The organism is Streptomyces noursei (assembly GCF_016917755.1).
In the GTDB taxonomy this organism is placed as follows: Bacteria; Actinomycetota; Actinomycetes; order Streptomycetales; family Streptomycetaceae; genus Streptomyces; species Streptomyces yunnanensis.
This window is the reverse complement of the sequence record NZ_CP070326.1, coordinates 4,246,021-4,266,605: the sequence shown is the minus strand read 5'-3', so window position 1 is coordinate 4,266,605 and position 20,585 is coordinate 4,246,021. Positions and strand designations below refer to the sequence as shown.

17 protein-coding genes are annotated in these 20,585 nt (G+C 73.6%); 6 read left to right on the top strand and 11 right to left on the bottom strand.

The features are described from left to right. Window positions 1-24: 24 nt before the first annotated feature. Window positions 25-1,326 carry an LCP family protein gene (locus JNO44_RS18715; protein WP_205365352.1) on the bottom strand — a complete coding sequence of 434 codons (1,302 nt, stop codon included), beginning with the start codon at window positions 1,324-1,326 and terminating at the stop codon, window positions 25-27. A gap of 283 nt (window positions 1,327-1,609) precedes the next feature. Here JNO44_RS18715 and JNO44_RS18710 point away from each other — a divergent pair, with 283 nt between their 5' ends. After that, window positions 1,610-2,164, top strand: coding sequence for an acyl-CoA thioesterase (locus JNO44_RS18710; protein ID WP_039635857.1), 555 nt, complete (start codon window positions 1,610-1,612; stop codon window positions 2,162-2,164). Window positions 2,165-2,220: 56 nt separating this feature from the next. On the opposite strand, the gene JNO44_RS18705 is transcribed toward JNO44_RS18710, so the two are convergent. From JNO44_RS18705 to JNO44_RS18695, 3 genes are read right to left on the bottom strand one after another with little or no spacing between them, the layout of a single operon-like run. Further along, window positions 2,221-2,823, bottom strand: a complete 603-nt coding sequence (locus tag JNO44_RS18705; protein ID WP_205365351.1) for a VanZ family protein — start codon at window positions 2,821-2,823, stop codon at window positions 2,221-2,223. Window positions 2,824-2,862: 39 nt separating this feature from the next. Next, window positions 2,863-3,315 (bottom strand): hypothetical protein, encoded by a 453-nt coding sequence (locus tag JNO44_RS18700; RefSeq protein WP_205365350.1) that lies wholly within the window; start codon window positions 3,313-3,315, stop codon window positions 2,863-2,865. Beyond that, the gene (locus JNO44_RS18695; protein ID WP_205365349.1) at window positions 3,312-4,784 is read right to left on the bottom strand and encodes an LCP family protein; all 1,473 of its coding nucleotides are present in this window, start codon (window positions 4,782-4,784) and stop codon (window positions 3,312-3,314) included. Before JNO44_RS18695 ends, JNO44_RS18700 begins: the two co-directional genes overlap by 4 nt. A 289-nt stretch (window positions 4,785-5,073) precedes the next feature. On the opposite strand from JNO44_RS18695, the gene JNO44_RS18690 reads away from it, so the two are divergent. Next, window positions 5,074-6,105, top strand: coding sequence for a glycosyltransferase family 2 protein (locus tag JNO44_RS18690; protein ID WP_205365348.1), 1,032 nt, complete (start codon window positions 5,074-5,076; stop codon window positions 6,103-6,105). Between the two features lie 54 nt (window positions 6,106-6,159). Here the strand turns inward: JNO44_RS18690 and JNO44_RS18685 are convergent, their stop codons facing one another. The 4 genes from JNO44_RS18685 to JNO44_RS18670 form a co-directional block, all read right to left on the bottom strand. Continuing rightward, on the bottom strand, window positions 6,160-7,896 hold the full coding sequence (locus JNO44_RS18685) for an LCP family protein (RefSeq protein ID WP_205365347.1): 1,737 nt from the start codon (window positions 7,894-7,896) through the stop codon (window positions 6,160-6,162). A 174-nt stretch (window positions 7,897-8,070) separates the two neighbouring features. Beyond that, on the bottom strand, window positions 8,071-9,834 hold the full coding sequence (locus JNO44_RS18680; protein WP_205365346.1) for an LCP family protein: 1,764 nt from the start codon (window positions 9,832-9,834) through the stop codon (window positions 8,071-8,073). Window positions 9,835-10,092: 258 nt separating this feature from the next. Continuing rightward, window positions 10,093-11,376, bottom strand: a complete 1,284-nt coding sequence (locus JNO44_RS18675) for an LCP family protein (protein ID WP_205365345.1) — start codon at window positions 11,374-11,376, stop codon at window positions 10,093-10,095. A gap of 258 nt (window positions 11,377-11,634) precedes the next feature. Next, window positions 11,635-12,393, bottom strand: a complete 759-nt coding sequence (locus tag JNO44_RS18670) for a TIGR03089 family protein (protein ID WP_067350820.1) — start codon at window positions 12,391-12,393, stop codon at window positions 11,635-11,637. Between the two features lie 127 nt (window positions 12,394-12,520). On the opposite strand from JNO44_RS18670, the gene JNO44_RS18665 reads away from it, so the two are divergent. The 3 genes from JNO44_RS18665 to JNO44_RS18655 all read left to right on the top strand — a co-directional run bounded on the left by JNO44_RS18665 (window position 12,521) and on the right by JNO44_RS18655 (window position 16,329). After that, window positions 12,521-13,924: a peptidoglycan recognition protein family protein gene (locus tag JNO44_RS18665; protein WP_205365344.1), complete on the top strand. Its 1,404-nt coding sequence runs from the start codon at window positions 12,521-12,523 to the stop codon at window positions 13,922-13,924. A 330-nt stretch (window positions 13,925-14,254) separates the two neighbouring features. Next, on the top strand, window positions 14,255-15,337 hold the full coding sequence (gene manB / locus JNO44_RS18660; RefSeq protein WP_039635872.1) for a mannose-1-phosphate guanylyltransferase: 1,083 nt from the start codon (window positions 14,255-14,257) through the stop codon (window positions 15,335-15,337). Window positions 15,338-15,423: 86 nt separating this feature from the next. After that, entirely contained in the window at window positions 15,424-16,329 is a 906-nt protein-coding gene (locus tag JNO44_RS18655; RefSeq protein WP_205365343.1) for a DNA-3-methyladenine glycosylase family protein, read from the top strand. A 54-nt stretch (window positions 16,330-16,383) separates the two neighbouring features. Here JNO44_RS18655 and JNO44_RS18650 read toward each other — a convergent pair whose 3' ends face one another. The 3 genes from JNO44_RS18650 to JNO44_RS18640 all read right to left on the bottom strand — a co-directional run bounded on the left by JNO44_RS18650 (window position 16,384) and on the right by JNO44_RS18640 (window position 19,401). Further along, a complete protein-coding gene (locus JNO44_RS18650; RefSeq protein WP_205365342.1) occupies window positions 16,384-17,757 on the bottom strand; it encodes a coenzyme F420-0:L-glutamate ligase in 1,374 nt (457 codons plus the stop codon). Next, on the bottom strand, window positions 17,754-18,713 hold the full coding sequence (gene cofD, locus JNO44_RS18645) for a 2-phospho-L-lactate transferase (protein WP_073443171.1): 960 nt from the start codon (window positions 18,711-18,713) through the stop codon (window positions 17,754-17,756). Before cofD ends, JNO44_RS18650 begins: the two co-directional genes overlap by 4 nt. Window positions 18,714-18,819: 106 nt before the next feature. Next, the gene (locus JNO44_RS18640; protein WP_205365341.1) at window positions 18,820-19,401 is read right to left on the bottom strand and encodes a cysteine dioxygenase; all 582 of its coding nucleotides are present in this window, start codon (window positions 19,399-19,401) and stop codon (window positions 18,820-18,822) included. 717 nt (window positions 19,402-20,118) lie between these two features. On the opposite strand from JNO44_RS18640, the gene JNO44_RS18635 reads away from it, so the two are divergent. Beyond that, entirely contained in the window at window positions 20,119-20,382 is a 264-nt protein-coding gene (locus JNO44_RS18635) for a WhiB family transcriptional regulator (protein WP_003983763.1), read from the top strand. Window positions 20,383-20,585: the final 203 nt, after the last annotated feature.

Sequence of the window (20,585 nt, the reverse complement as noted above, 5' to 3'; positions counted from 1 at the left end):
CCTTCCCGTAGGGCGTCGGTCCGGTCAGTTGCCGGAGACGGTGACCGGCTCGTCGTTGTTGAGCTGCTGGACGAGCTGCTTGAGCTTGGCCTGGTCCCAGACCAGGTTGCCGCCGACGCTGCCGGAGATCGGCATGTTCATGGACTTGCCGTTGCCGCCGGTGACGTCCTTCATCGCGAAGAACATCTGGCCCAGGTCCCACAGGCTCATGTCCTTGTCCACCTTCAGCGTGTCCAGGCCGGCGCCGAGCGTCGGATAGAACTTGAAGGGGTTGAGCAGGGTGCCCGGCGTGGCGGCCTGCTTGGCGACGGCGGCCAGGAACTTCTGCTGGTTCTTGGTGCGCTGGAGGTCCTGCGAGGCGAAGGCGTGCCGGGTCCGGACGAAGGCGAGCGCCTGCGCGCCGGTGAGGGTCTGGGTGCCGGCCTTGAAGTCGGCGCCGGAGTCCTTGTCCTTGAACGCCTGGGGGATGTCCATCTCCACGCCGCCGAGCGCGTCGACGATGTTGGCGAAGCCGGCGAACCCGATCTCGACGTAGTGGTCGATGTGCAGGTGGGTGTTGTACTCGATGGTGCGGACCAGCAGGGCCGGGCCGTCCTCGGCGTAGGTCGCGTTCAGCTTGGTGTGCCGCCCGCGCGCCGGGTACTGCTTGCCGGACTTCGAGCCGACGTACGAGGGGATCTCGACGTTGGAGTCGCGCGGCAGGGATATCAGCGTCGGGCCGTTGCTGCCGTCGTGCAGGATCAGCATCGAGTCGGTGCGCCCGCCGTCGGTGGGGCCGCCGGTGTGCAACTTCTGCTTCATGTCGTCGGTCATGCCTTCACGGCTGTCCGTCCCGACGATGAGGTAGTTGGTGCCGTCGCCGGCCTGGGGGCGCTCGATGACCTTGCTGAGGTCCACCTCGCGGCGCAGCTTGCCGTCCGCCCAGAAGTAGGTGCCGATCGAGGCGACCAGCACCACCACGACCACGGTGATCAGCGTCCACTTGATGCGGCGGCCCCAGCGCGGGCGCGGCCGGGCGTAGCCGTCGTCGCCGTACCCGTCGCTGCCGCGGCCCCGGCCGCCGCCTCCGCCGCCGTAGACCTGCCCGGTGTTGTAGCCGCTGTCGTAGTGGTCGTCGTAGCCCTGGGACTGCTGCGGCGGCACGCTCCCGCCGCGGCGCGGGGAGAGCGACGACGGGAGCGGGGGCTCGTTCCGTCCGTAGCCGGGGCCTGCGTCGCGCCGTACGTGCGGCATGGCGCGCGCACCCTCCGGCTCGCTGCTGCCGCTGCCGCGTCCGTACCGGTTGCCGCTCTGGTCGCCGGACCGTCCTTGGGGCCACTCATTCATACGGGGAAGTGTGCACGCCGCGGGGGCAGCTCCATAGGGCGGGTACCGGATCGGGCCGTGGCTGTTGCAGACCTGATGCAAAGCGGCGGAGCGCTAACGGGCCATACCGCGCAGGGGCCGGCGATTCCGGGCGCCACCAGCGGAATCAGGTATTCCGGATGGTTTCCGGCGGGGGCGGGAGAGCCATCTCACGCCGGCGCCGAGACCCGTGTCACACCGCCCGGGCCCGCTCCCGCCGCCCGCGCCGTACGGTCCCGTACGGCACCGGCTTACGCTGTTCTGCATGACCGACCTCGTCGCCCACGCCCCGGAGGACGCCCCTGCGGGCAAGCCCACCTCCGTCTCCCGCACCACGCTGTCGCACATCATGACCGCCAACGACACCAACCTCCTCGGGACGGTGCACGGCGGCGTGATCATGAAACTGGTCGACGACGCCGCCGGGGCGGTCGCGGGCCGGCACTCCGGCGGCCCGGCGGTGACCGCGTCCATGGACGAGATGGTCTTCCTGGAGCCGGTCCGGGTCGGCGACCTCGTCCACGTCAAGGCACAGGTCAACTGGACCGGCCGGTCCTCCATGGAGATCGGCGTCCGGGTCCTGGCCGAGCGCTGGAACGAGTCCACCCCCGCCCAGCAGGTCGGCTCCGCCTACCTCGTCTTCGCCGCCGTCGACGAGCACGGCAAGCCCCGCACGGTGCCGCCGGTCGTCCCCGAGAGCGAACGCGACAGGCGGCGCTACCAGGAGGCCCAGATCCGCCGGACGCACCGGCTGGCCCGCCGCCGCGCCATCAAGGAGCTGCGGGAGCGGCGCGCCGCCGAGGGGCTCGACGACACCTGAGGGGTCGCCCGCCCGGTCCGCGGCGGGCTGCTCCACGCCGACCCATCGGACAGGTCCTACGCCTCCTCGGGCGCGGGCGCCGCGGCGGCCCGGACCGCCCGGCCGGACCGCGCCCGGCGGTGGAGCGCCACCGCCGCCCCCTTCGCCAGCAGCGCCAGCGCCGCCCCGACGACGGTCCCGGCCGCCGCGCACAGCACATCGTCGATGTCGGCCACCCGCCCCGCCCGCATCAGCAGCTGCGCCACCTCGATGGCGACGCTCAGGCCCACCCCGAGCAGGAACGCGCCGGCCGTCGACCACCGGGGCGCGGCGAACCGCAGCAGCAGCGGCACCGGCAGGAACAGCGCGGTGCCGGCGATCTGCCGCCGCACCAGCAGCGCCACCTCCCCGGGCTCCAGCTGCGCGCCCAGCTCCAGCAGCCCCCCGCCCGGACGCCACCAGAACGTCGCGTCGGCGGAGCCGATCGGCTGGGTGGGGGTGAGGGTCACCACCAGCATCAGCAGCACCCAGGCCGCCAACAGGAACCGGGCCGCGGCGTGCGGGGCGTGCCGGTGCGGGGCCCGCAGCGACCACAGCGCCAGCCCCAGGGCCAGCGCCAGCCAACCGAGCACGAAGAGCACCACCACGGCCGGGGTGAGGGCCAGGACGATCTGCCACATGCTCCGCACACACCTTTCCGGACGCCGGACGGCCCGGCGTCAGTCGCAGCTCCACTTGGTGACGAAGACCGTCGTGGTGTGCTCCATCACGCCCCGGATGCACTCGTCCGGCAGCATCTCCACCCGGCCGCTCAGCCGGAGCGTGCCGCCGTGCGTCCGCCCGGTGCCGAACCAGCCGGGGAACGCGGTGATCCGGGAGTTCTTGCGCTGGTAGCCGAGCCGGATGGTGAGCTCGCCGAGCATCGGTTCGTCCCGCTGGTAGACGGCGGTGTAGCGGCCCGTCGCGCCGACCGGGCCGCGCAGACACAGCCGGCCGCGGACCAGGACGCCGCAGCCGGCCGGCGCGGTCGGGGCCGCCGGGGCCGCCGCCGCGGTCGCCGCGAGCAGCGCCAGCAGCGCGACCGCCGCCGCGGTCCGGCCCGCGCGCAGCCGGCGGTCCGGTCCGGCCGGCGGCGGCCCCGCGGCCGTGCGGCGGGGCGCGGGCACGGTCATCGGCACACCGCCTGGTCGCCGGTGATCGCCGCGAGGGTGCCGGGGGCCAGGGTCGGCTCCTCGGCGCGTACCGGCCGCACCGCCCGGAAGTCCGTCCCGACGGTCACCTGCAGCATCGGCCCGAGTCCGGCCGCCGGGCGCAGCCGGGCACCGGGCAGCGCGGCGGCCAGCGAGCGCGCCGAGCGGTTCCAGTGCGGGTCGTAGTTGATCACCGTGTGCGGTACCGCGCCCGGCGTGGAGCCGCCGGGTGCGCCGGTGGTGGCGAAGCCGGTGGCGTGCAGCTCCCGGGTGACCCGGGCGGCCAGCCCGTGCCGCCCGGTGCCGTTGTTCACCTGCACCTGGACCCGCCCGGGCGGGACGTCGACGAGCGTGGCGGGCGGCGCCGCGCGCTCCGGGCGGGCCGCGAACGGCCGGTCCTCGCGCAGCGCCCGGAACAGCTTCGGCGCCTGTACCGGGTCCCAGCGCACCGTCGAGCCCAGCCCCGGCACGTTCTCGGCCTCGCCCCGCAGCGGCACCGAGGCGAACTCCGACGACGCCGGACTGAAGCCGCGCATCGCCTGCGCCAGATCGGCCAGATCGCCCGCGCCGAAGCCGTCGTCGGCCCGCACGGACCGGAGCATGGCGTCCGCGACCGCCTTGAAGCGGACCGGGTTCATCAGCACCCCGGACGAGGTGATCCGGTCCAACAGCGCGGCCAGGAAACGCTGCTGGCGCTGCATCCGGCCCAGGTCCGCGGAGGCGTCGACGTGCCGCGAGCGGACGTACTGGAGCGCCTGGCCGCCGTTGAGCCGCGAGGTCCCGGCCGGCAGGTCCAGCCCCGAGTAGCGGTCCCGGAGCGGGCGCACCGTGCAGACCTCCACCCCGCCGACCGCGTCCACGGTCCGCATGAAGCTGGTGAAGTCGACCTCCAGGTAGTGGTCGATATGCACCCCGGTCATGTGCTCGACGGTGCGCACGGTCAGGTTGGCGCCGCCCTCGGCGTAGGCCGCGTTCAGCTTGAGCGCGTGCCGGGGGTGGCGCCGGCCGTCGGCGTCCTGGTGGGCGGGCACCTCGGCGTACGAGTCGCGGGGGAGGCTGACGACGCTGGCCCGGCTCCGGTCGGCGGAGAGGTGCACCAGCATCAGGGTGTCGGTGCAGTGGCAGGGCTCGCCGCCCAGGTGGTAGCGCTGCTTCTCCTCGTCGGTCAGCTTCTCCCGGCCGTCGGTGCCGACGACCAGGAAGGTCAGCCCGGCGCCGCCCCCGGGCCGGTCGCTGATCCCCTGGAAGGCGTCCACCCGGCCGATCCCGGTCTCCACGTCGGTGACCATGGCGTGCCCCACACCGCTCGCGGACAGCAGCAGGGCGGTCGCCGCGGCGCTGATCCGCAGCCCCCAGCGCGGCCCCGGGCGACGCCGGCGCTCCCGGCGTCGCAGGGGCCGCCGGGGACGCCGGCCCGGGACGGTGCGGGAGGAGGGGGACGGCGCGGTCACGGGCCACCTCCGCGGTGGACGGGGACAGGGCGGCGGAGCCGGGTGGGACGGGCCCGGGCGGTGCCCGACGGCTGCGGCGCGGGGCCTGTCACGGAACGGACCGGGTCACCGTAATCCCATATGATCTGCATCAAAACGTCACACACCGGGCGAATGTTGCCCGGCCACCCGGTTGCCGTCCGAGGCCGTCCCCCGTTCGCGGTACCGTGAGGCGGAATACCGCAGTCTCCCGGCGGGCGCTGCCGCCCTCCCCATGGCGGCTCGCCGCGGGCCGTACCCCCGAGGAACCATGCCCCAGCAGCAGCTCCCGGCCGTCTCCGTGATCATGCCGGTGCTCAACGAGGAACGTCACCTGCGCAATGCGGTCCGGCACATCCTGGCGCAGGAGTACGCCGGCGAGATGGAGGTGGTGATCGCCCTCGGCCCGTCCACGGACCGCACCGACGAGATCGCCGCGGAACTGGTCCGCGAGGACCCCCGGGTGCACACCGTGCCCAACCCCACGGGCCGCACCCCCGCCGCGCTGAACGCCGCCATCAAGGCGTCCCGGCACCCCATCGTCGTCCGCGTCGACGGCCACGGCATGCTCTCGCCGAACTACATCGCCACCGCCGTGCGCCTCCTGGAGGAGACCGGCGCGGCCAACGTCGGCGGCATCATGCACGCCGAGGGCGAGAACGCCTGGGAGGAGGCGGTGGCCGCCGCCATGACCTCCAAGATCGGCGTGGGCAACGCCGCCTTCCACACCGGCGGCGCGGCCGGCCCCGCCGAGACGGTCTACCTCGGCGTCTTCCGGCGCGAGGTGCTGGAGCAGCAGGGCGGCTACAACGAGGAGTTCATCCGCGCCCAGGACTGGGAGCTGAACTTCCGCATCCGGGAGGCCGGCGGCGGAGTCTGGTTCTCGCCGGAGCTGAAGGTCCAGTACCGGCCGCGCCCCAGCATCAAGGCGCTGGCCAAGCAGTACAAGGACTACGGGAAGTGGCGGCATGTCGTCGCCCGCTACCACTCCGGGTCGATCAACCTGCGCTACCTCGCCCCGCCGACCGCGGTCTGCGCCATCGCGGCGGGCCTGGTCGTCGGCGCGGCCGTCACCCCCTGGGGCCTGGTCGTCCCGGCCGGCTATCTGGCCGCGATCACCGCGGGCTCGCTGCCGGCCGGCAAGGGGCTCCCGCTCAAGGCCCGCGCCCAGATCCCGGTCGCCCTGGCGACCATGCACATGTCGTGGGGCGTCGGCTTCCTCACCAGCCCGCGTGCCCTCGCGCGCAAGGTCATCGCCAGCCGGCGGCCGGCCGTGCAGACCCCGGCCCCGGTCGCGGAGTAGTCGCCACGGGGTGCGCGCCCGGCGGCGCGCACCCATACCGCAGGGCCCGGCGCGTCAGAACGTGTACTGCGGGTTGACCGTCATGCAGGCCGAGGAGTCCTTCTCGGCGTTCAGCGGGTCCGCGCTCTTGGGGGCCTGGTGCGCGGACGCTGCGCCGGACGCCGCGGGGAACTCCGTGCCGGTCCGCCAGTCCTCGCCGACCACCAGCCGCATCGTGCTGACCGAGGACGACTCCCGCACCGAACTGCCGGGCAGCCCCAGCGCCTTGGCGAGCGCCAGCGCGTCGCCCCGCTGGGCGGCGCCCTTGTAGAGCAGGGCGGTGTCGGCCTGACTGGTCAGCCGGGAGTCGGTGCGCGCGCCGGCGTAGCCGAGCGCGACCAGCCGCTCCTGGATGTCGTTCGCCCGGCCGCCGGCCGGTCCGTGCGCGCCGTCGGTGCCGTTCTGGACGACAACGGCCAGCTTGTCCTTGGGAGTTGACGGCGAGGGGGCCGGCTCGGGCTTCTTCTTGGTGTCCTTGCCGTCCAGTGCCACGTCGCTGCGCAGCATCCCGAAGGTGGCCTCCGCGTCACCGGGCTTGGGGACGACGTACCGCTCCCCGGGGCCGTACTGCCAGGGCATGGTGATCATTGTGATCCGCTTGGTGGGCACCCGCTGGAGGTCGCCGCCCAGGTCGTAGAGCTTCTTGACCGAGCCCAGCCCCTCGTCGACGGTGAGCGCGCTGGTCGCGGCCTCCGCCAGGTCCCGCAGTTGCACCGGGTCGGTGAGCTTGGTGCCCTGCTTGAGCTGACGGATCATCGAGTTCATGTACATGTGCTGGGCCTTGGCCCGGCCGATGTCGGTGTTGTCCTCGAAGCCGTACCGGGTGCGCAGCCACTGGAGCGCCTGGACGCCCTGGACGGAGTGGGTGCCCTTGGTCAGCTTCAGCCCGCTGCCGTGGCCCCGGCTGTCGTGCGAGTAGACGTTCCGGTCGACGCAGACCGGCACTCCGCCGACCGCGTCGGCCATGTCCACCACCCCGGCGAAGTCGACCATCATGAAATGGTCGATGTAGATGCCGGTCAGCGCCTTCCAGGTGGCGACCGTGCAGCCCGGACCGCCGTGCTGGAGCGACTCGTTGATGGGGGCGGTGGTCTCCGGGTAGGTGTGGCCGTCCTTGGGGTCGGTGCACCGCGGGATCGCCACCCGGGTGTCCCGGGGTATGGAGATCACCGACATGTTGCTGCGGTCGGCGCTGACGTGCACCAACATCTGGACGTCGGCCAGCGGTTTGCGGTCCGCGTCCTGGCGGGCCCCGCCCAGCTCGATGTTCTTCTCGGTGTTCCGGCCGTCCGACCCCAGCAGCAGGATGTTCATCGGCGTCTGCCCGAACGCGTTGGGCTCCGGCTTCTTCAGCCCGCCCGGGCCGAGGTCCAGCGCCTCCTTGCGGAGGTTGGCGTTCAGGTGCTGGTAGTAGAGGTAGCCGCCGCCGGCCCCGGCCACCAGGAGCACGCCCAGGCCCAGCGCCGTCCAGCGCAGCACCCGTCGGCCCTTGCCGCCCTTGCCGGAACCGTCGGCCCTGGCGCCCTTGTTGGCCTTGTCGGCCTTGCGGCGCCGGGCGCGGCCGCCAGTCGGCTCGTCGTCGGGCGGGCCGCCGTCCGCGCCGGACGCGAGGCTGCCGACGGCTCCGTCGGCGGCCCAGTCCGGCGCGTCCGGCGGCAGCCCCTTGTCCGCGAAGCCGCCGGCCTTCCAGCCCAGCCGTTGCGGCTCCGGCTCCTGGCGCTGCCCGTCACCGCGCACACCGCTCTGCGGCATTCGGCAATCCCCCCGTGTCCGTTCCGGTGCGCTCGGCGCCCGGTGCAAGCAACCGGCTCCACTGGAGCGCCCGGTGCAAGCACCGGCTCCAGTGGAGCGGCTGACGCCGCGCCACTGTTGGCGCCCCTGTTGGCGTTGTGCCTGCTGGCGTTCCCTGTTGAGCGGCCCGCCGGGTTACTTCGCGCAGATGTTCTTGTCATCTGCATTGACGTGCTGAACCCCCTCCGGGGTTTCGGTCGGCGCCTCGATCGGTGAACCCGGTGCGGTGAAGTCCTTGCCGAGCACCAGCTTCATCGGGACCCGCGGACCGGCGTCCGCGCCGGTCTTCTTCAACGCGCTCTTGGGCAGGCCCATCCACTCGGCCAACGTGGCGGCCTGGTCGGCCTGGTTGGGCGCGTACTCCAGCCGGGTCGCGGACAGCTTCTCCGGGGCGTTGCCGGCGTTCGTGGACAGCCGGGCGCCCTTGGTGTTCTGCAGCCAGTCGACGGTCTCCTGGGCCGCGCCGAACGGCCCGCCCCCGTTGGTGACATCGACCCGGACCAGCTCCGGCGGGGCCTTCTTGACCGGCGCGCTCTTGCCGCCCTTGTCCTTGCCGGCGCCCTTGGCCAGCGTGTGGTCCTGCTGCACCATCTTGAACAGCGGGTCGGCCTTGGCCGTGTCCAGGACGACGGTGGCCTTGTCCCGCGGGTTGTCCAACACCGGGACGGTGGCGAAGGTGATCTTGTTGAGGTCGACCTTCTTCAGGTCGTTGCCGAAGTCCAGCAGCTTGCTCGCGGTGCCGATACCGGTGTCCACCGTCAGCGCCTTGGTCGCCGCCTGCGCGACGTCCAGCAGCTTGCTCGGGCTGCCGAACGCACTGGACTTCAGCTTGCGGATCAGCGACCCGATGAACTGCTGCTGGAGCTGAATCCGGCTCAGATCGCTGCCGGTGCCCACCGAGTGCCGGGTCCGGACGAACGCCAGCGCCTGCTCGCCCTTGACGACGTGGCGGCCGGCCGTCAGCTTCAGGTGCGACTTCGGGTCGTTGATGTCCTTGGCCGCGCACACCTCGACGCCGTCCACCGCGTCGGACAGGTCCTTGACGGCGTTGAAGTCCGCCATCGTGAAGTGGTTGATCTTCACCCCGGTCAGCTTCTCGACGGTCCGCCAGGTGCAGCCCGGGTCCCGGCCCTCCTGGCCCAGGCTGGTGTTGAACCGCACGTGCTGCTGGCCCGGGATGACCTTCGTCGAGCCGTCCGGCTGCTTCGTCGGGCAGTCCGGGATGTCGGTGATCAGGTCGCGCGGGATGCTCAGCGCGGTGGCGTTGGTCCGGTCCTTGGACACGTGCATCAGGATCGTGGTGTCCGCGTGCCCGACACTGCCCGAGTCGCCGTAGCCGGTGTCGCCCTTGCCGGTGCGCGCGTCGGTGCCGATGATCAGGAGGTTCACCGGACCGTCGGTGACCGCTGAGTTCTCCTCACCGACGTCGACCTTCTTGATGTTGCCGTCCAGCTGCTGGTAGATCACGAACGCGGTGCCGCAGCCGGCCACCAGGACGAAGCCCACCACACCGGCCGTCCAGTACAGGAACTTCCGCTTGCCCGACTTCTTCGGCTTGGGCTTGCGGCGGCTCGCCGCGGCCCCGGCCGCCACCGCGGTCGCGGCCCGGCCGGCCGCCCGGCGCGCCGCCCGGCCGCCCTCGGTGGGCTCGGCGGGCTCGTCGTCATCCGCGCCCCGGCCACGCTGGACCGGCAGCGGACGGGTGTCCGTGTCACCGCCCCCCGCACGGGGGTTGCGCGCGGAACGTCTGCCGGGCGCCTTGCGGTCGGCGGGCCGAGCCGGGCCCTGACCCGCCGGGTCAAGCCGCAACTCGTAGTTGCCGGTGTTCGGATTGAACACCCACTGATCGGCGGGATCGACGTTGTTGTCGTCCGCCTGCCCACGGCCTTGCGCGTCCACGGTGCCTTGAGTCCTCCGTCGGTACCACGCGGCGCCATCCCCTCAAGGCGCTCGGTCGGTCGATCGTGTCTTAGCTGGTTCGGTGCTTGGTCAACAGTCAATGGACAAGGGTCATCGGTCGGCTGGTCGAGCGGACCGGATCGCTCACACTATCCGTCCAGTTCAACGTCGGGCGACGCCCGTGACAAATTCCACTTCCCTACAACTGGGCAATCCGCCCATTCCCTTCACGGGGCGCCGGCGCCCTTTGCGGCTTTTTTATTGGCAGGCGCCGTGTTCCGCGGTGCTCCCGGGAAAGGCCGGCGGCGAACTCGCGGTGGGCGCCGCCCGGCCGCCCCGCCGGTCACCGGCCGCCTTGTCGTCCGCGGCCCGGGCGGGTGGCTGCGGCACCACCGCCACCGGCTGATCATTGCGCAGCCGCTCGAAGAGCCGGTCCGCGTCGGGCTGCACCAGCTGATCGCGATTCGGGTCGTAGCGGTACTCGGTACGCGGCACGGTCAGGAACTGCACATGTGCGGTGGGAATGCCGCGCATACTGCGGACCAATTCGTACAAACCCCGGAGCGAAGCCAGCCCGGCATCGGTGGTCAGCGAACTCGTCGCGGCATCCATCACCGGATACAGCCGCATCGGATTGAGCAGCACACCATTACTCTGCACTTTCTTCACCAGGGCGCCCAGGAACTGCTGTTGGCGCGCCATCCGCTGGGTGTCGCTGCCGTCGCCCAGGCTCTTGCGGGCCCGCACGTAGCCCAGCGCCGCCTCGCCGTCCAACGTCTGCCACCCGGCCGGCAGCGACACGTGCGCCTCGTCGTCCTCGATCGGCCGGGCCAGGCAGAGCTGCACGCCGTGCACCGCGTCCACCATGTTCTTGAAACCCATGAAGTCCACGATGATGTGGTGGTCGATCCGGATCCGGCTCATCTTCTCCACCGTGCGGATCGCACAGGCCGCCCCGCCGAACGCGAACGCCCAGTTGAACTGCATCGTCTGCGGCGCGGACTCCGACCCGTCGGCGCGCTTGCAGTGCGGCACCTGCACCATCAGGTCGCGCGGGATGCTGACCGCGGTGGCGCTGCTCCGGTCGGCCGCCAGGTGCAGCAGGATCGTGGTGTCCGAACGCTGGGTGCCGGTGTCCGCCCCGTACTCCTCGTTGCCGCCGCCCCGGTTGTCGGAGCCGATCAACAGGATGTTCTGCGCGTTCGGCGGGCCCGCCGGCGGGCGCTCCGACTCGTATTTCTCCAGCTCCCGCTCGGTGGCGCTGTCCGAGCGGATGTTGTGGTTGAGCCGGGTCCACACGGCCCATCCCCACCCCGCCGACGCCAGCACGGCGACGGTCAGCGCCAGTGCCGCGGCCCGCAGCCAGCGGCGGTGGCGCGGCGTCGGGGTCCGCGGCGGCCCCGGCCGGTCGGTCGCCAGCAGCCCTTCGGGCCGCTCCGGCCAGCCCCGGAACCGTGCCCGCCGATCGCGGCCCGGCGTCCCCCGCCCGCGGCCCCCGGAGGGGCGTCGACGGTCGGGCGGGATGTCGGGGCGCTCGGTCACGTGGGCGACCTCCCTCACGGAGTCGGCGGCACGCCCCCGCGCCGGGCACCGCGGGGAGAAGACCACCGGATCCCGCGCCGGGGAGTCCGTACGCGGGCGGCGTACGTACACCGAGCATGGCCCCGGGCCGGCGAACCGGCCCGCCCGGCGGGAATCCCCCTCCGCCGGACGGGGGAGCCGGCGCCCTCCGGGCCCGTCCCGGCCGTGTCAGGACCCCGGCCGCGTCAGGACCCCGGCCGTCTCAGGACCCTGGCCGTCTCAGGAGCGTGGCACGGTGAACGTGACCTTCTCGGTGGCCTCCCGGGCGGCCAGCGCGTCCCCGTCCAGCCGGTCCTGATGCCGGCACAGCACCACCGAGCCGCCCGCCGCCAGCGGCGCGTACAGCCCCAGCGACAGGCCCCGCCAGGTGTCGTAGCCGAGCCCCGACAGCACCCGCGGCGCCGGCGGCAGCCCGGCGGCCGCGGCATCCGCCAGCGCCCGCTCCCCGATCCCGGCGCCGGTCAGCTCCTCGCCGCCGACCGCCAGCGCCGGCGCGCCCGGATCCACCGGGACGAACGGTGCGAACCGGTCGCCCTGGCCCGGCACCTCGACCGCGTAGTCCGCGAAGCCGGCCGGCGGCTGCGGGAACCGGCCGCCCAACGGGCGCAGCGCCAACGCCACCCGCTCCCCGGAGCAGGCCCGTGCCGCGTCGAGGGAATCCGGGCCGCTGACGACGAGATCGGCCGCGGCCGGATCACCGCCCACCTCGGCGACCACGCCCACCGAGGAGCAGGCCACCAGCCAGACGGCGGTCTGCCAGTGCGCGGGCAGCAGCAGCGCGAGCCGGTCGCCGGGCTCGGCGGCCAGGTCGCCCTGGAGGTAGTTGGCGGTCTTCGCCACCCAATTGGCGAAGGTCGCGACGGAGAGTTCCACGCGCTCGCCGGTGGCGTCGTCGTAGAAGGTCACCAGGGGGCGGCCCGGGTCCGCGGCGAGCGCGGAACCCAGCAGGTCGGCGGGGGTGCGATCGGTGGCGTTCATCGCGGCCAGAGTACGCGCGCGGGCCACTGACGGTCAGTCGGGTACGGTCCGCGCCGGCCACCGGTTCGGCCGATGCCCCGTCAGGCCAGCATTGGCGGGCCGCTCCCGGCCGTGTCCAGGATTTCCCATGCGCTCCTTCCTCGCGACCTGCCTCGGCGCCGCGTGCACGGCCGCCCTCGCCCTGCCCCTCGCCCCGGTCTTTGCGGCAAGCGCCGGCGGCGCGCGAGCGTCCGGTGCAGGCACCGGCTCCACCGGAGCGGCGGCTGCCGCGCGTCCCGTCGCCCATGCCCCAGCCGCCGGGCCCGGCACGGCGGGCGCCCGCGACCTGCCGGGCGCCACCCAGTCCCTGCCCCTGCAGGGCCTCGCCCCGACCGCCCGGCGCGGCCCCGTCCAGGACACCGCCCCGCCACAGGCGCAGGTCGTCCGTGAACTGCCGCCCCGCACGGTCCGGCCGTTCTCCCTCGTCGGCGTCGTCTGGGACGACGCCGCGGTCCCCCTCCGCGGCCGGGCCCAGATCCGCACCCGGGCCCGCGGCAGCGGCCTGTGGTCCGGCTGGCAGGACATCCAGACCGACAGCGACGACGCCCCCGACCTCGGTGCCGGGGAGGGCCGAGGCGGCGGCGCACGCGGCAGCACGGCGCCCCTGTGGGTCGGCGCCAGCGACGCCGTCCAACTGCGCCTGACCCCCGCCGACCCGCACCGCGCCCCCAGCGTGCTCCCGCACGGCCTCCGCCTGGAACTCGTCGACCCCGGCCCGGAGACCCCCGCCGTGCGCGGCGGCGGCCCGCCCGGCACCCCCGAGGCCGCCAGCTCCGCCGCCAACGCGCCCCTCGCGCCGGCCGGCGCCACCGAGATCCCCGCCGCCGACCAGGCCGCGACCCAGGCCGACGTCTCCGTCGCCGGCGGCCCCGCCGGCGGAGCGGTGCACATCGGCGCCCGCCCGCGCATCGTCACCCGGGCCGGCTGGGGCGCCGACGAGAGGCTGCGGGAGAACCGCTTCGTCTACACCCACGCCGTCCGCGCCGTCTTCGTCCACCACAGCGCCACCGGCAACAACTACACCTGCGCACAGGCCCCTTCGGTGATCCGCGGCCTGTACCGCTACCACGTCAGGAGCAGCCACTGGCGGGACATCGGCTACAACTTCCTGATCGACAAGTGCGGCACCATCTACGAGGGCCGCGCCGGCGGCGTCGCCAAAGCCGTACTCGGCGCCCACACCCTCGGCTTCAACAACGACAGCACCGGCATCGCCCTGCTCGGCTCCTTCGGCAAGGCCGCGCCGTCGCGCCCCGCCGTCCAGGCGCTGGGCCGCCTCGCGGCCTGGAAGCTCGGCCTCTCCGGCACCGATCCGCGCGCCCGGACCCCGATGATCTCCACCGGCGGCAACCTCTACCGGAAGGGCCTGACCGTCCGACAACACGTCATCTCCGGTCACCGCGACGGCTTCAAGACGGAATGCCCGGGCACCCTCCTGTACGCCGACCTGCCCGCGGTGCGGCAGGCGGCGGCCCGCTTCCAGGGCCGTTGAGCCGATCCCCGCGGGCCGCCGTGAAACATCTCACCCCACCGTTGCGCGGCAGGCGCTCCGGACACTAAGCCGATCCCTAGTTCCGCACGTCCTACAGTCCGCGATACCACCCGTCACCCCGTCACCAAGACCCACCCCGTCCCGGTTCGTCCCGGCGTCCCACCGAAGGAGACCGACGCACCATCTGCCTACACTGGTCCGCCGACCGGCCGACCCCAGCAGGAAGCAGACAAGACCCGTGAGCGTCGCACGTGCAGCCGCCGGGCCACAGTCGACGACGATGGCCGCGCCGCTGTGCTGCGGGGCGGAGAAGCGAACACAGAGGACACAGTGACTGAAGCGATCCTCCTGGTCGGCGGCAAGGGCACCCGACTGCGCCCGCTGACGGTGCACACGCCCAAGCCCATGGTCCCGGCCGCCGGCGTGCCCTTCCTGACCCATCAGCTGGCCCGCGCCCGCGCCGCCGGCGTCGAGCACATCGTCCTGGCCACGTCCTACCTCGCCGAGGTCTTCGAGCCGTACTTCGGCGACGGTTCCGCGCTCGGCCTGCACCTGGAATACGTCACCGAGGTGGAGCCGCTGGGCACCGGCGGCGCCATCCGCAACGTCGCCTCCCGGCTGCACTCGGGCCCCGACGACCCGGTGCTGATCTTCAACGGCGACATCCTCACCGGCCTGGACATCCGCGCCCTGGTCGACACCCACCGCACCAGCGGCGCCGACGTCTCGCTGCACCTCACCCGGGTCGAGGACCCGCGCGCCTTCGGGCTCGTCCCCACCGACGACACCGGCCGGGTCACCGCCTTCCTGGAGAAGCCGCAGACCCCCGAGGAGATCGTCACCGACCAGATCAACGCCGGCGCCTACGTCTTCAACCGGTCGGTCATCGACACCATCCCCGCCGGCCGCCCGGTCTCCGTCGAACGCGAGACCTTCCCCGGCCTGCTCGCCGACGGCGCGCACCTCCAGGGCATGGTCGACTCCACCTACTGGCTCGACCTCGGCACCCCGCAGGCGTTCGTCCGCGGCTCCGCCGACCTGGTCCAGGGCCGCGCCCCGTCCCCGGCCGTCCCCGGCCGCCGCGGCGACCGCCTCGTCCTGGACGGCGCCGAGGTCGCCCCGGACGCCAAGCTCGGCGGCGGCACCGTCGTCGGCCCCGCGGCCCGGGTCGGCGCCGGCGCCCAGGTGGACGGCAGCACGGTCCTCGACGGCGCGGTGATCGAACCCGGAGCCGTGGTCCGCGACTCGCTGATCGGCGCCGGCGCCCGGATCGGGGCCCGCACGGTGCTGGACGGCGCGGTGATCGGCGACGGCGCGGTGGTCGGCGCCGACAACGAACTGCGCGGCGGCATCCGCATCTGGTGCGGCGCCGACATCCCCGCGGGCGCGGTCCGCTTCTCCTCCGACCAGTGACGGCCGGCGGCCGGGCCCGCGGGACGCTCCCGCAGGCCCGCGGCCGCGCCCGCCTCCGGCCCGGCCGCATCGCCTAACCTGGCCGCATGCCCGCCCGCACCTGGGTTCCGCCCGGCCCCTACGACCTGCACCGCACCCTCGGGGTGCTGCGCCGCGGTCCGGGCGACCCGGCGTTCGCGGTGCGCGGCGACGAGATCTGGCGGGCCTGCCGCACGCCGGAGGGCCCCGGCACCCTGTGCCTGGCGGCCCGCGCCGCCGAGGGCCACGTCGCGGCGACGGCGTGGGGCCCGGGCGCCCCGTGGCTGCTGGAACGGCTGCCGGAGCTGCTGGGGGAGTCCGACGACCCGGCGGCGCTGACCGCCCGGCACCGCGTCGTCCACGAGGCGCGCCGCCGCCACCCCGGCGTCCGGCTCGCCCGCACCGGACTCGTCCTGGAGTCGCTGATCCCCTCGATCCTGGAGCAGAAGGTCACCAGCGACGAGGCGTACCGCGCCTGGCGGCTGCTGCTCCAGCGGCACGGCACGCCCGCGCCCGGCCCCTGGGACCGGCTGCGGGTGATGCCCGAGCCGCGCGGCTGGGCGCTGGTCCCGTCCTGGGAGTGGCACCGCGCCGGCGTCGACGCCAAGCGGTCGTCGACGATCCTGCGCGCGGTGCGGGCGGCGGCCCGGATGGAGGAGGCCGCGGAGATGGACCTCGGCGACGCCACCCGCCGGCTGACCGCGATCCCGGGCATCGGCCCCTGGACGGCCGCCGAGACCCTCCAGCGCGCCCTGGGCGCCCCCGACGCGATCACCGTCGGCGACCTGCACCTGCCGAAGATCATCGGCTATGCGCTCACCGGCCGGCGCGGCACGACCGACGAGGAGATGCTCCAGCTCCTGGCGCCCTACGCGGGGCAGCGGCACCGCGCGGCCCGGCTGATCCTGCTCTCCGGCCTGGTCCCGCCGCGCCGCGCCCCGCGCTTCCCGGTGGGCGACATCGCCCGGCTGTGAACCGGGCGGCGCCGCCCACCGTGGGCCTCGGCCGACGACACGACCGGGGATCCGTCAGCGGACGCGGACGAAGTCGTCCACGGCTCGCGCCGGCCGCTCCCGCGGCGCCGACGCCGGCCGTCCGATGGCCACCGCCCCCATCGGCTCCCACTCCGCGGGCAGTTCCAGCACCTCGCGGACCACGTCCCGGCAGAACATCGTCGAGGAGATCCACGCCGACCCCAGCCGCTCGCCGGCCAGCGCCACCAGGAAGTTCTCGATGCCCGCGCCGTGCGCGACGACGAACATCTCGCGCTCGGCGGCGGCCCGCCGGGCGTCCGGGTAGGCGTGCGCGCCGTCCAGCACCATGCACGGCACCGCCAGATACGGCGCGTTGCGCAGCACGTCGCCGCGCCGCACCCGCTTGGCGATGGCCTCCTCCGACCTGCCGTCCGCCCGCAGATCGGCCACCCAGGCGTCCCGCATCGCGTCCAGCAGCCGGGTCCGGGACTGCGCCGACTCCAGCAGGACGAACCGCCACGGAGTGGTGTGGTGCGGCGCCGGCGCGGTCAGCGCCGCGGCCACCGCGCGCCGCACCGCGCCCGGGTCCACCGGGTCGTCGGTGAACTCCCGGACGGTGCGCCGCAGCGTCACCGCCTCCCGCACGGCCTCGGAGGTGCCCAGCCGGAACATGTCGTCCGCGGCGTTCCGCACCAGCGCCCGCGCCCCGGGGTCCACGTCGTCGTCCCCGCTCCCGGGCCCGTCGGCTCCCGCCCGTGCGGACGCGGACGTCACGACGTGCGGCAGCCCGCGCACCACCGCCACCGGCAGCCCGGTCGCCTTGCCCTTCACCAGGTCGCCCGCGGCGGCGAGTTCGTCCGCGGTGGCCACGACGGTGGCGACCAGCGGATTGCCGTACGCGTCGGTGCCGCCGCGCAGGTCGTCCAGCACCCGCACCCCGGCCGCCCCGATGGCGACGTCGGTCAGGCCGCTGCGCCACGGGCGCCCGAAGGTGTCGCTGATGACGACGCCGACGTCGACACCGAGCGTCTCGCGCAGCCCGGTGCGCAGGGCGCGGGCCGAGGCGTCCGGGTCCTCGGGCAGCAACAGGATCGTGCCCGAGGGGGTGTTGGAGGCGTCCACCCCGGCCGCGGCCATCACCAGGCCCCGGTGGTCCTCCACGATCCGCAGGGTGCCGCGGCGGGCCACCACCCGCACCATCTCGGTGTCGATGGCCGCCTCGCGGTCGGCCGCCTCGACGATCCGGCCCTCCGCCTTGCTGACGATCTTCGAGGTGACCAACACCACATCGCCGTCGGCCAGTTGGGGTGCCCCGTCGGCGGTCGCCGCGGCCGCGATCAGCTTGACGAGGTCGTCGCCGGGCCGCACCTCGGGGATGCCCGGCAGCGCCCACACCCGGTACCCGGGTGCCCCGGTCGGTCCGGTCATGCCCGCACCTCCTCGGCGAGCGCCAGCGCCTCGCGGGCCATCGCCGCGGTCGCGTCCACGTCCGTCATCATCAGCGGCACCGCCCGGCAGCGGATCCCCGCCGACTCGACGTCGGCCACCGCGCCCGCGTCCACGTCGTCGACCAGCCAGCCGTCCAGCAGGCCCGCCCCGTAGTGCCGGGCCACCGCCGCCGCGGTGGACTCCACGCCGACCGCCTCCAGCACCTTGTCGGCCATCCCGCGCACCGGGGCGTCCCCGACGATCGGCGAGAGCCCGACCACCGGCGCCGCGGCCTCCGCGACGGCCTCCCGGATGCCCGGCACGGCCAGGATCGTGCCGACGCTGACGACCGGGTTGGACGGCGGGAAGAGGATCACGTCGGCCTCGGCGAGGGCCTCCAGCACGCCGGGCGCCGGCTTGGCCTGCTCGGCGCCGACCGGCACCACGGCCAGCGCCGGCACCGAGGCCCGCAGCCGCACCCAGTACTCCTGGAAGTGCACCGCCTTGCGCTCGCCGCTCTCGTCCTCGACGGCGACGTGCGTCTCGACCCGGTCGTCGGACATCGGCAGCAGCCGCACGCCGGGCTGCCAGCGGTCGCAGAGCGCCTCGGTGACGGCGCTCAGGGGATAGCCGGCGCCCAGCATCTGGGTCCGGACGATGTGGGTGGCGAAGTCCCGGTCGCCCAGTCCGAACCACTCCGGCCCGACGCCGTACGCGGCCAGTTCCTCCTTCACCCGGAACGTCTCGTCCGTCCGGCCCCAGCCCTGGTCCTCGTTGATGCCGCCGCCGAGCGTGTACATCACGGTGTCGAGGTCGGGACACACCTTCAGCCCGAACAGATGGATGTCGTCACCGGTGTTGCCGATGACGGTGATGTCCGCGTCCGGAGCCGCTGCCTTCAGTCCCCGCAGAAAGCGGGCGCCGCCGATACCGCCGGCCAGAACCACAATGCGCATGCCCATCAGTCTGTCAGCCGAAGGCTGATCCTTGAGGGGCGGTGGCCGGGTGACGGGTGGGCTGTCAGCCGAAGGCTGATCCTTGAGGGGCGGTGGCCGGGTGGGGTCAGTGCGGCGCGGTCTCCCGGACGGGTGCGGCGCACCGGGCGCTGTGCGGTGCGACGGGGGCGGCGGCCCCGGTCACGGGCGTCCCCCCGCTCGAAGGGAGTTGAGAGTGGGGGAGCAGCTGGCCCTGCGGGAGCATCGGCATCTCGGTCAGGCCGGGGAAGTACACGTGCAGGCTGACGGCCGGCGCCAGTGCGTCGTTGACGACCTCGTGGGCGTAGCCGGGGGCGAACACCCGCTGGGTGCCGGCGGCCAGGGTGCGCGGCCCGCCCGCGGCGTGTTCGGTCAACTCGCCTTCCAGGACGGTCAGTACGCCCGAGGACGGGCCGTGGTCGTGCCGGCCGCTGCCCTGCCCGGGGACCCAGCTCAACAGCCACACCTCGTACCCGGGCCCGGTGCACAGGCGGTGGTACCAGCGGGTGGTGGCGTCGTAGCGGACCAGCGGGGCCCAGGCGGCGCGGTCGGCGGCGATCGAGCGGGCCAGGCCGACGAAGCCGGCGACGGTGGTGGGGTGGGCGGGGACGGGCGGCAGCAGGTGGGGGATGGCGAGCGGGTCGCCGGCGATCTGGACGTCGCTGTTCATGCGGGTTCCTCGGCGGAAGTGCGGGTGGCGCGCTGGGGGTCCCTCCCGGCGGTGGCCGGGAAAAGGGGTGCGGCACGGCGCGGGCCGTTCCTCGTGGGGGCGCGGCGCGGTGGTCGCGGTGGAGCGGAGCGCTGGCGGGATGCGGCGAGCGCGGGGGGCTGGAGCTCAGTGGCTACGACAGCTGGAACAGCGACAGCGGGCCTGCACAGCGCAGAGCGACCCGTAGGAACGGGTCAGTCGGTGCGCGGAGGTCGCTGGCATGCGGTCAAGGAGACACGGGGCGGCGGTGCGCTGTCAAACGGGGAGCGATGTGGCGGGCGTCGTTCACCTCATCCGGTTACCCCGTCCGGAGAAAGGTTTGTGCAGCCCACGGCGGGGAGAAGCGGTCATCAGTCGCACCCGGGGCCGCCGTTGCGGTCCTGTGATCCGGTTGTGATCTTCCCCGCTCCGGTGCGTGCGGTGCAACGCGCAACCCATGAGTTGACGTCTCACTCGCTGAGAACAGAGCCGCGGGTCAACGGCCCGAGGAAGTGTCCTGGTTTTGGATGATTTGAACACTTTCCGCATACGCTTGGTTCCGCAGAGTGAATAAGAGGCCCAATAGCAGATCTCGGCTTGACTGGCCCGGATCAGCACACTTGTAATTTCACTCGTGTCGTTCAGCCGGATTCGATCACGGCTTGATCACGGGGACGTAAAGACAGACGAGGGGCGCACATGACCGAGCTGTTCCAGGAATTGCTGGTCGAGGAGGCGGACGAGGAGCTCGGCTGGCAGGAGCGCGCACTGTGCGCCCAGACCGACCCCGAGTCCTTCTTCCCGGAGAAGGGTGGCTCCACCCGCGAGGCCAAGAAGGTCTGCCTCGCCTGCGAAGTCCGCTCCGAGTGCCTCGAATACGCCCTCGCCAACGACGAGCGCTTCGGCATTTGGGGCGGTCTGTCCGAACGCGAGCGGCGTCGACTCAAGAAGGCCGCTGTCTGACCGTGACCGGCCAGCCTCCCGCACCAGCCCCCCGCGGTGGCACCGAGCGCGCCGCCGCACCACCCCAACTCCCCATATCCCCCTATAGCGAACACACCGCCTCCAGCGCACTGCCCGCCGGAGGCGGTCTGCTGTGTACGGAGCCGACCGGTGCCCCGGCGCGAACCATTAGTGTGGGGCCCCGTCCGAGACACACCCGCACC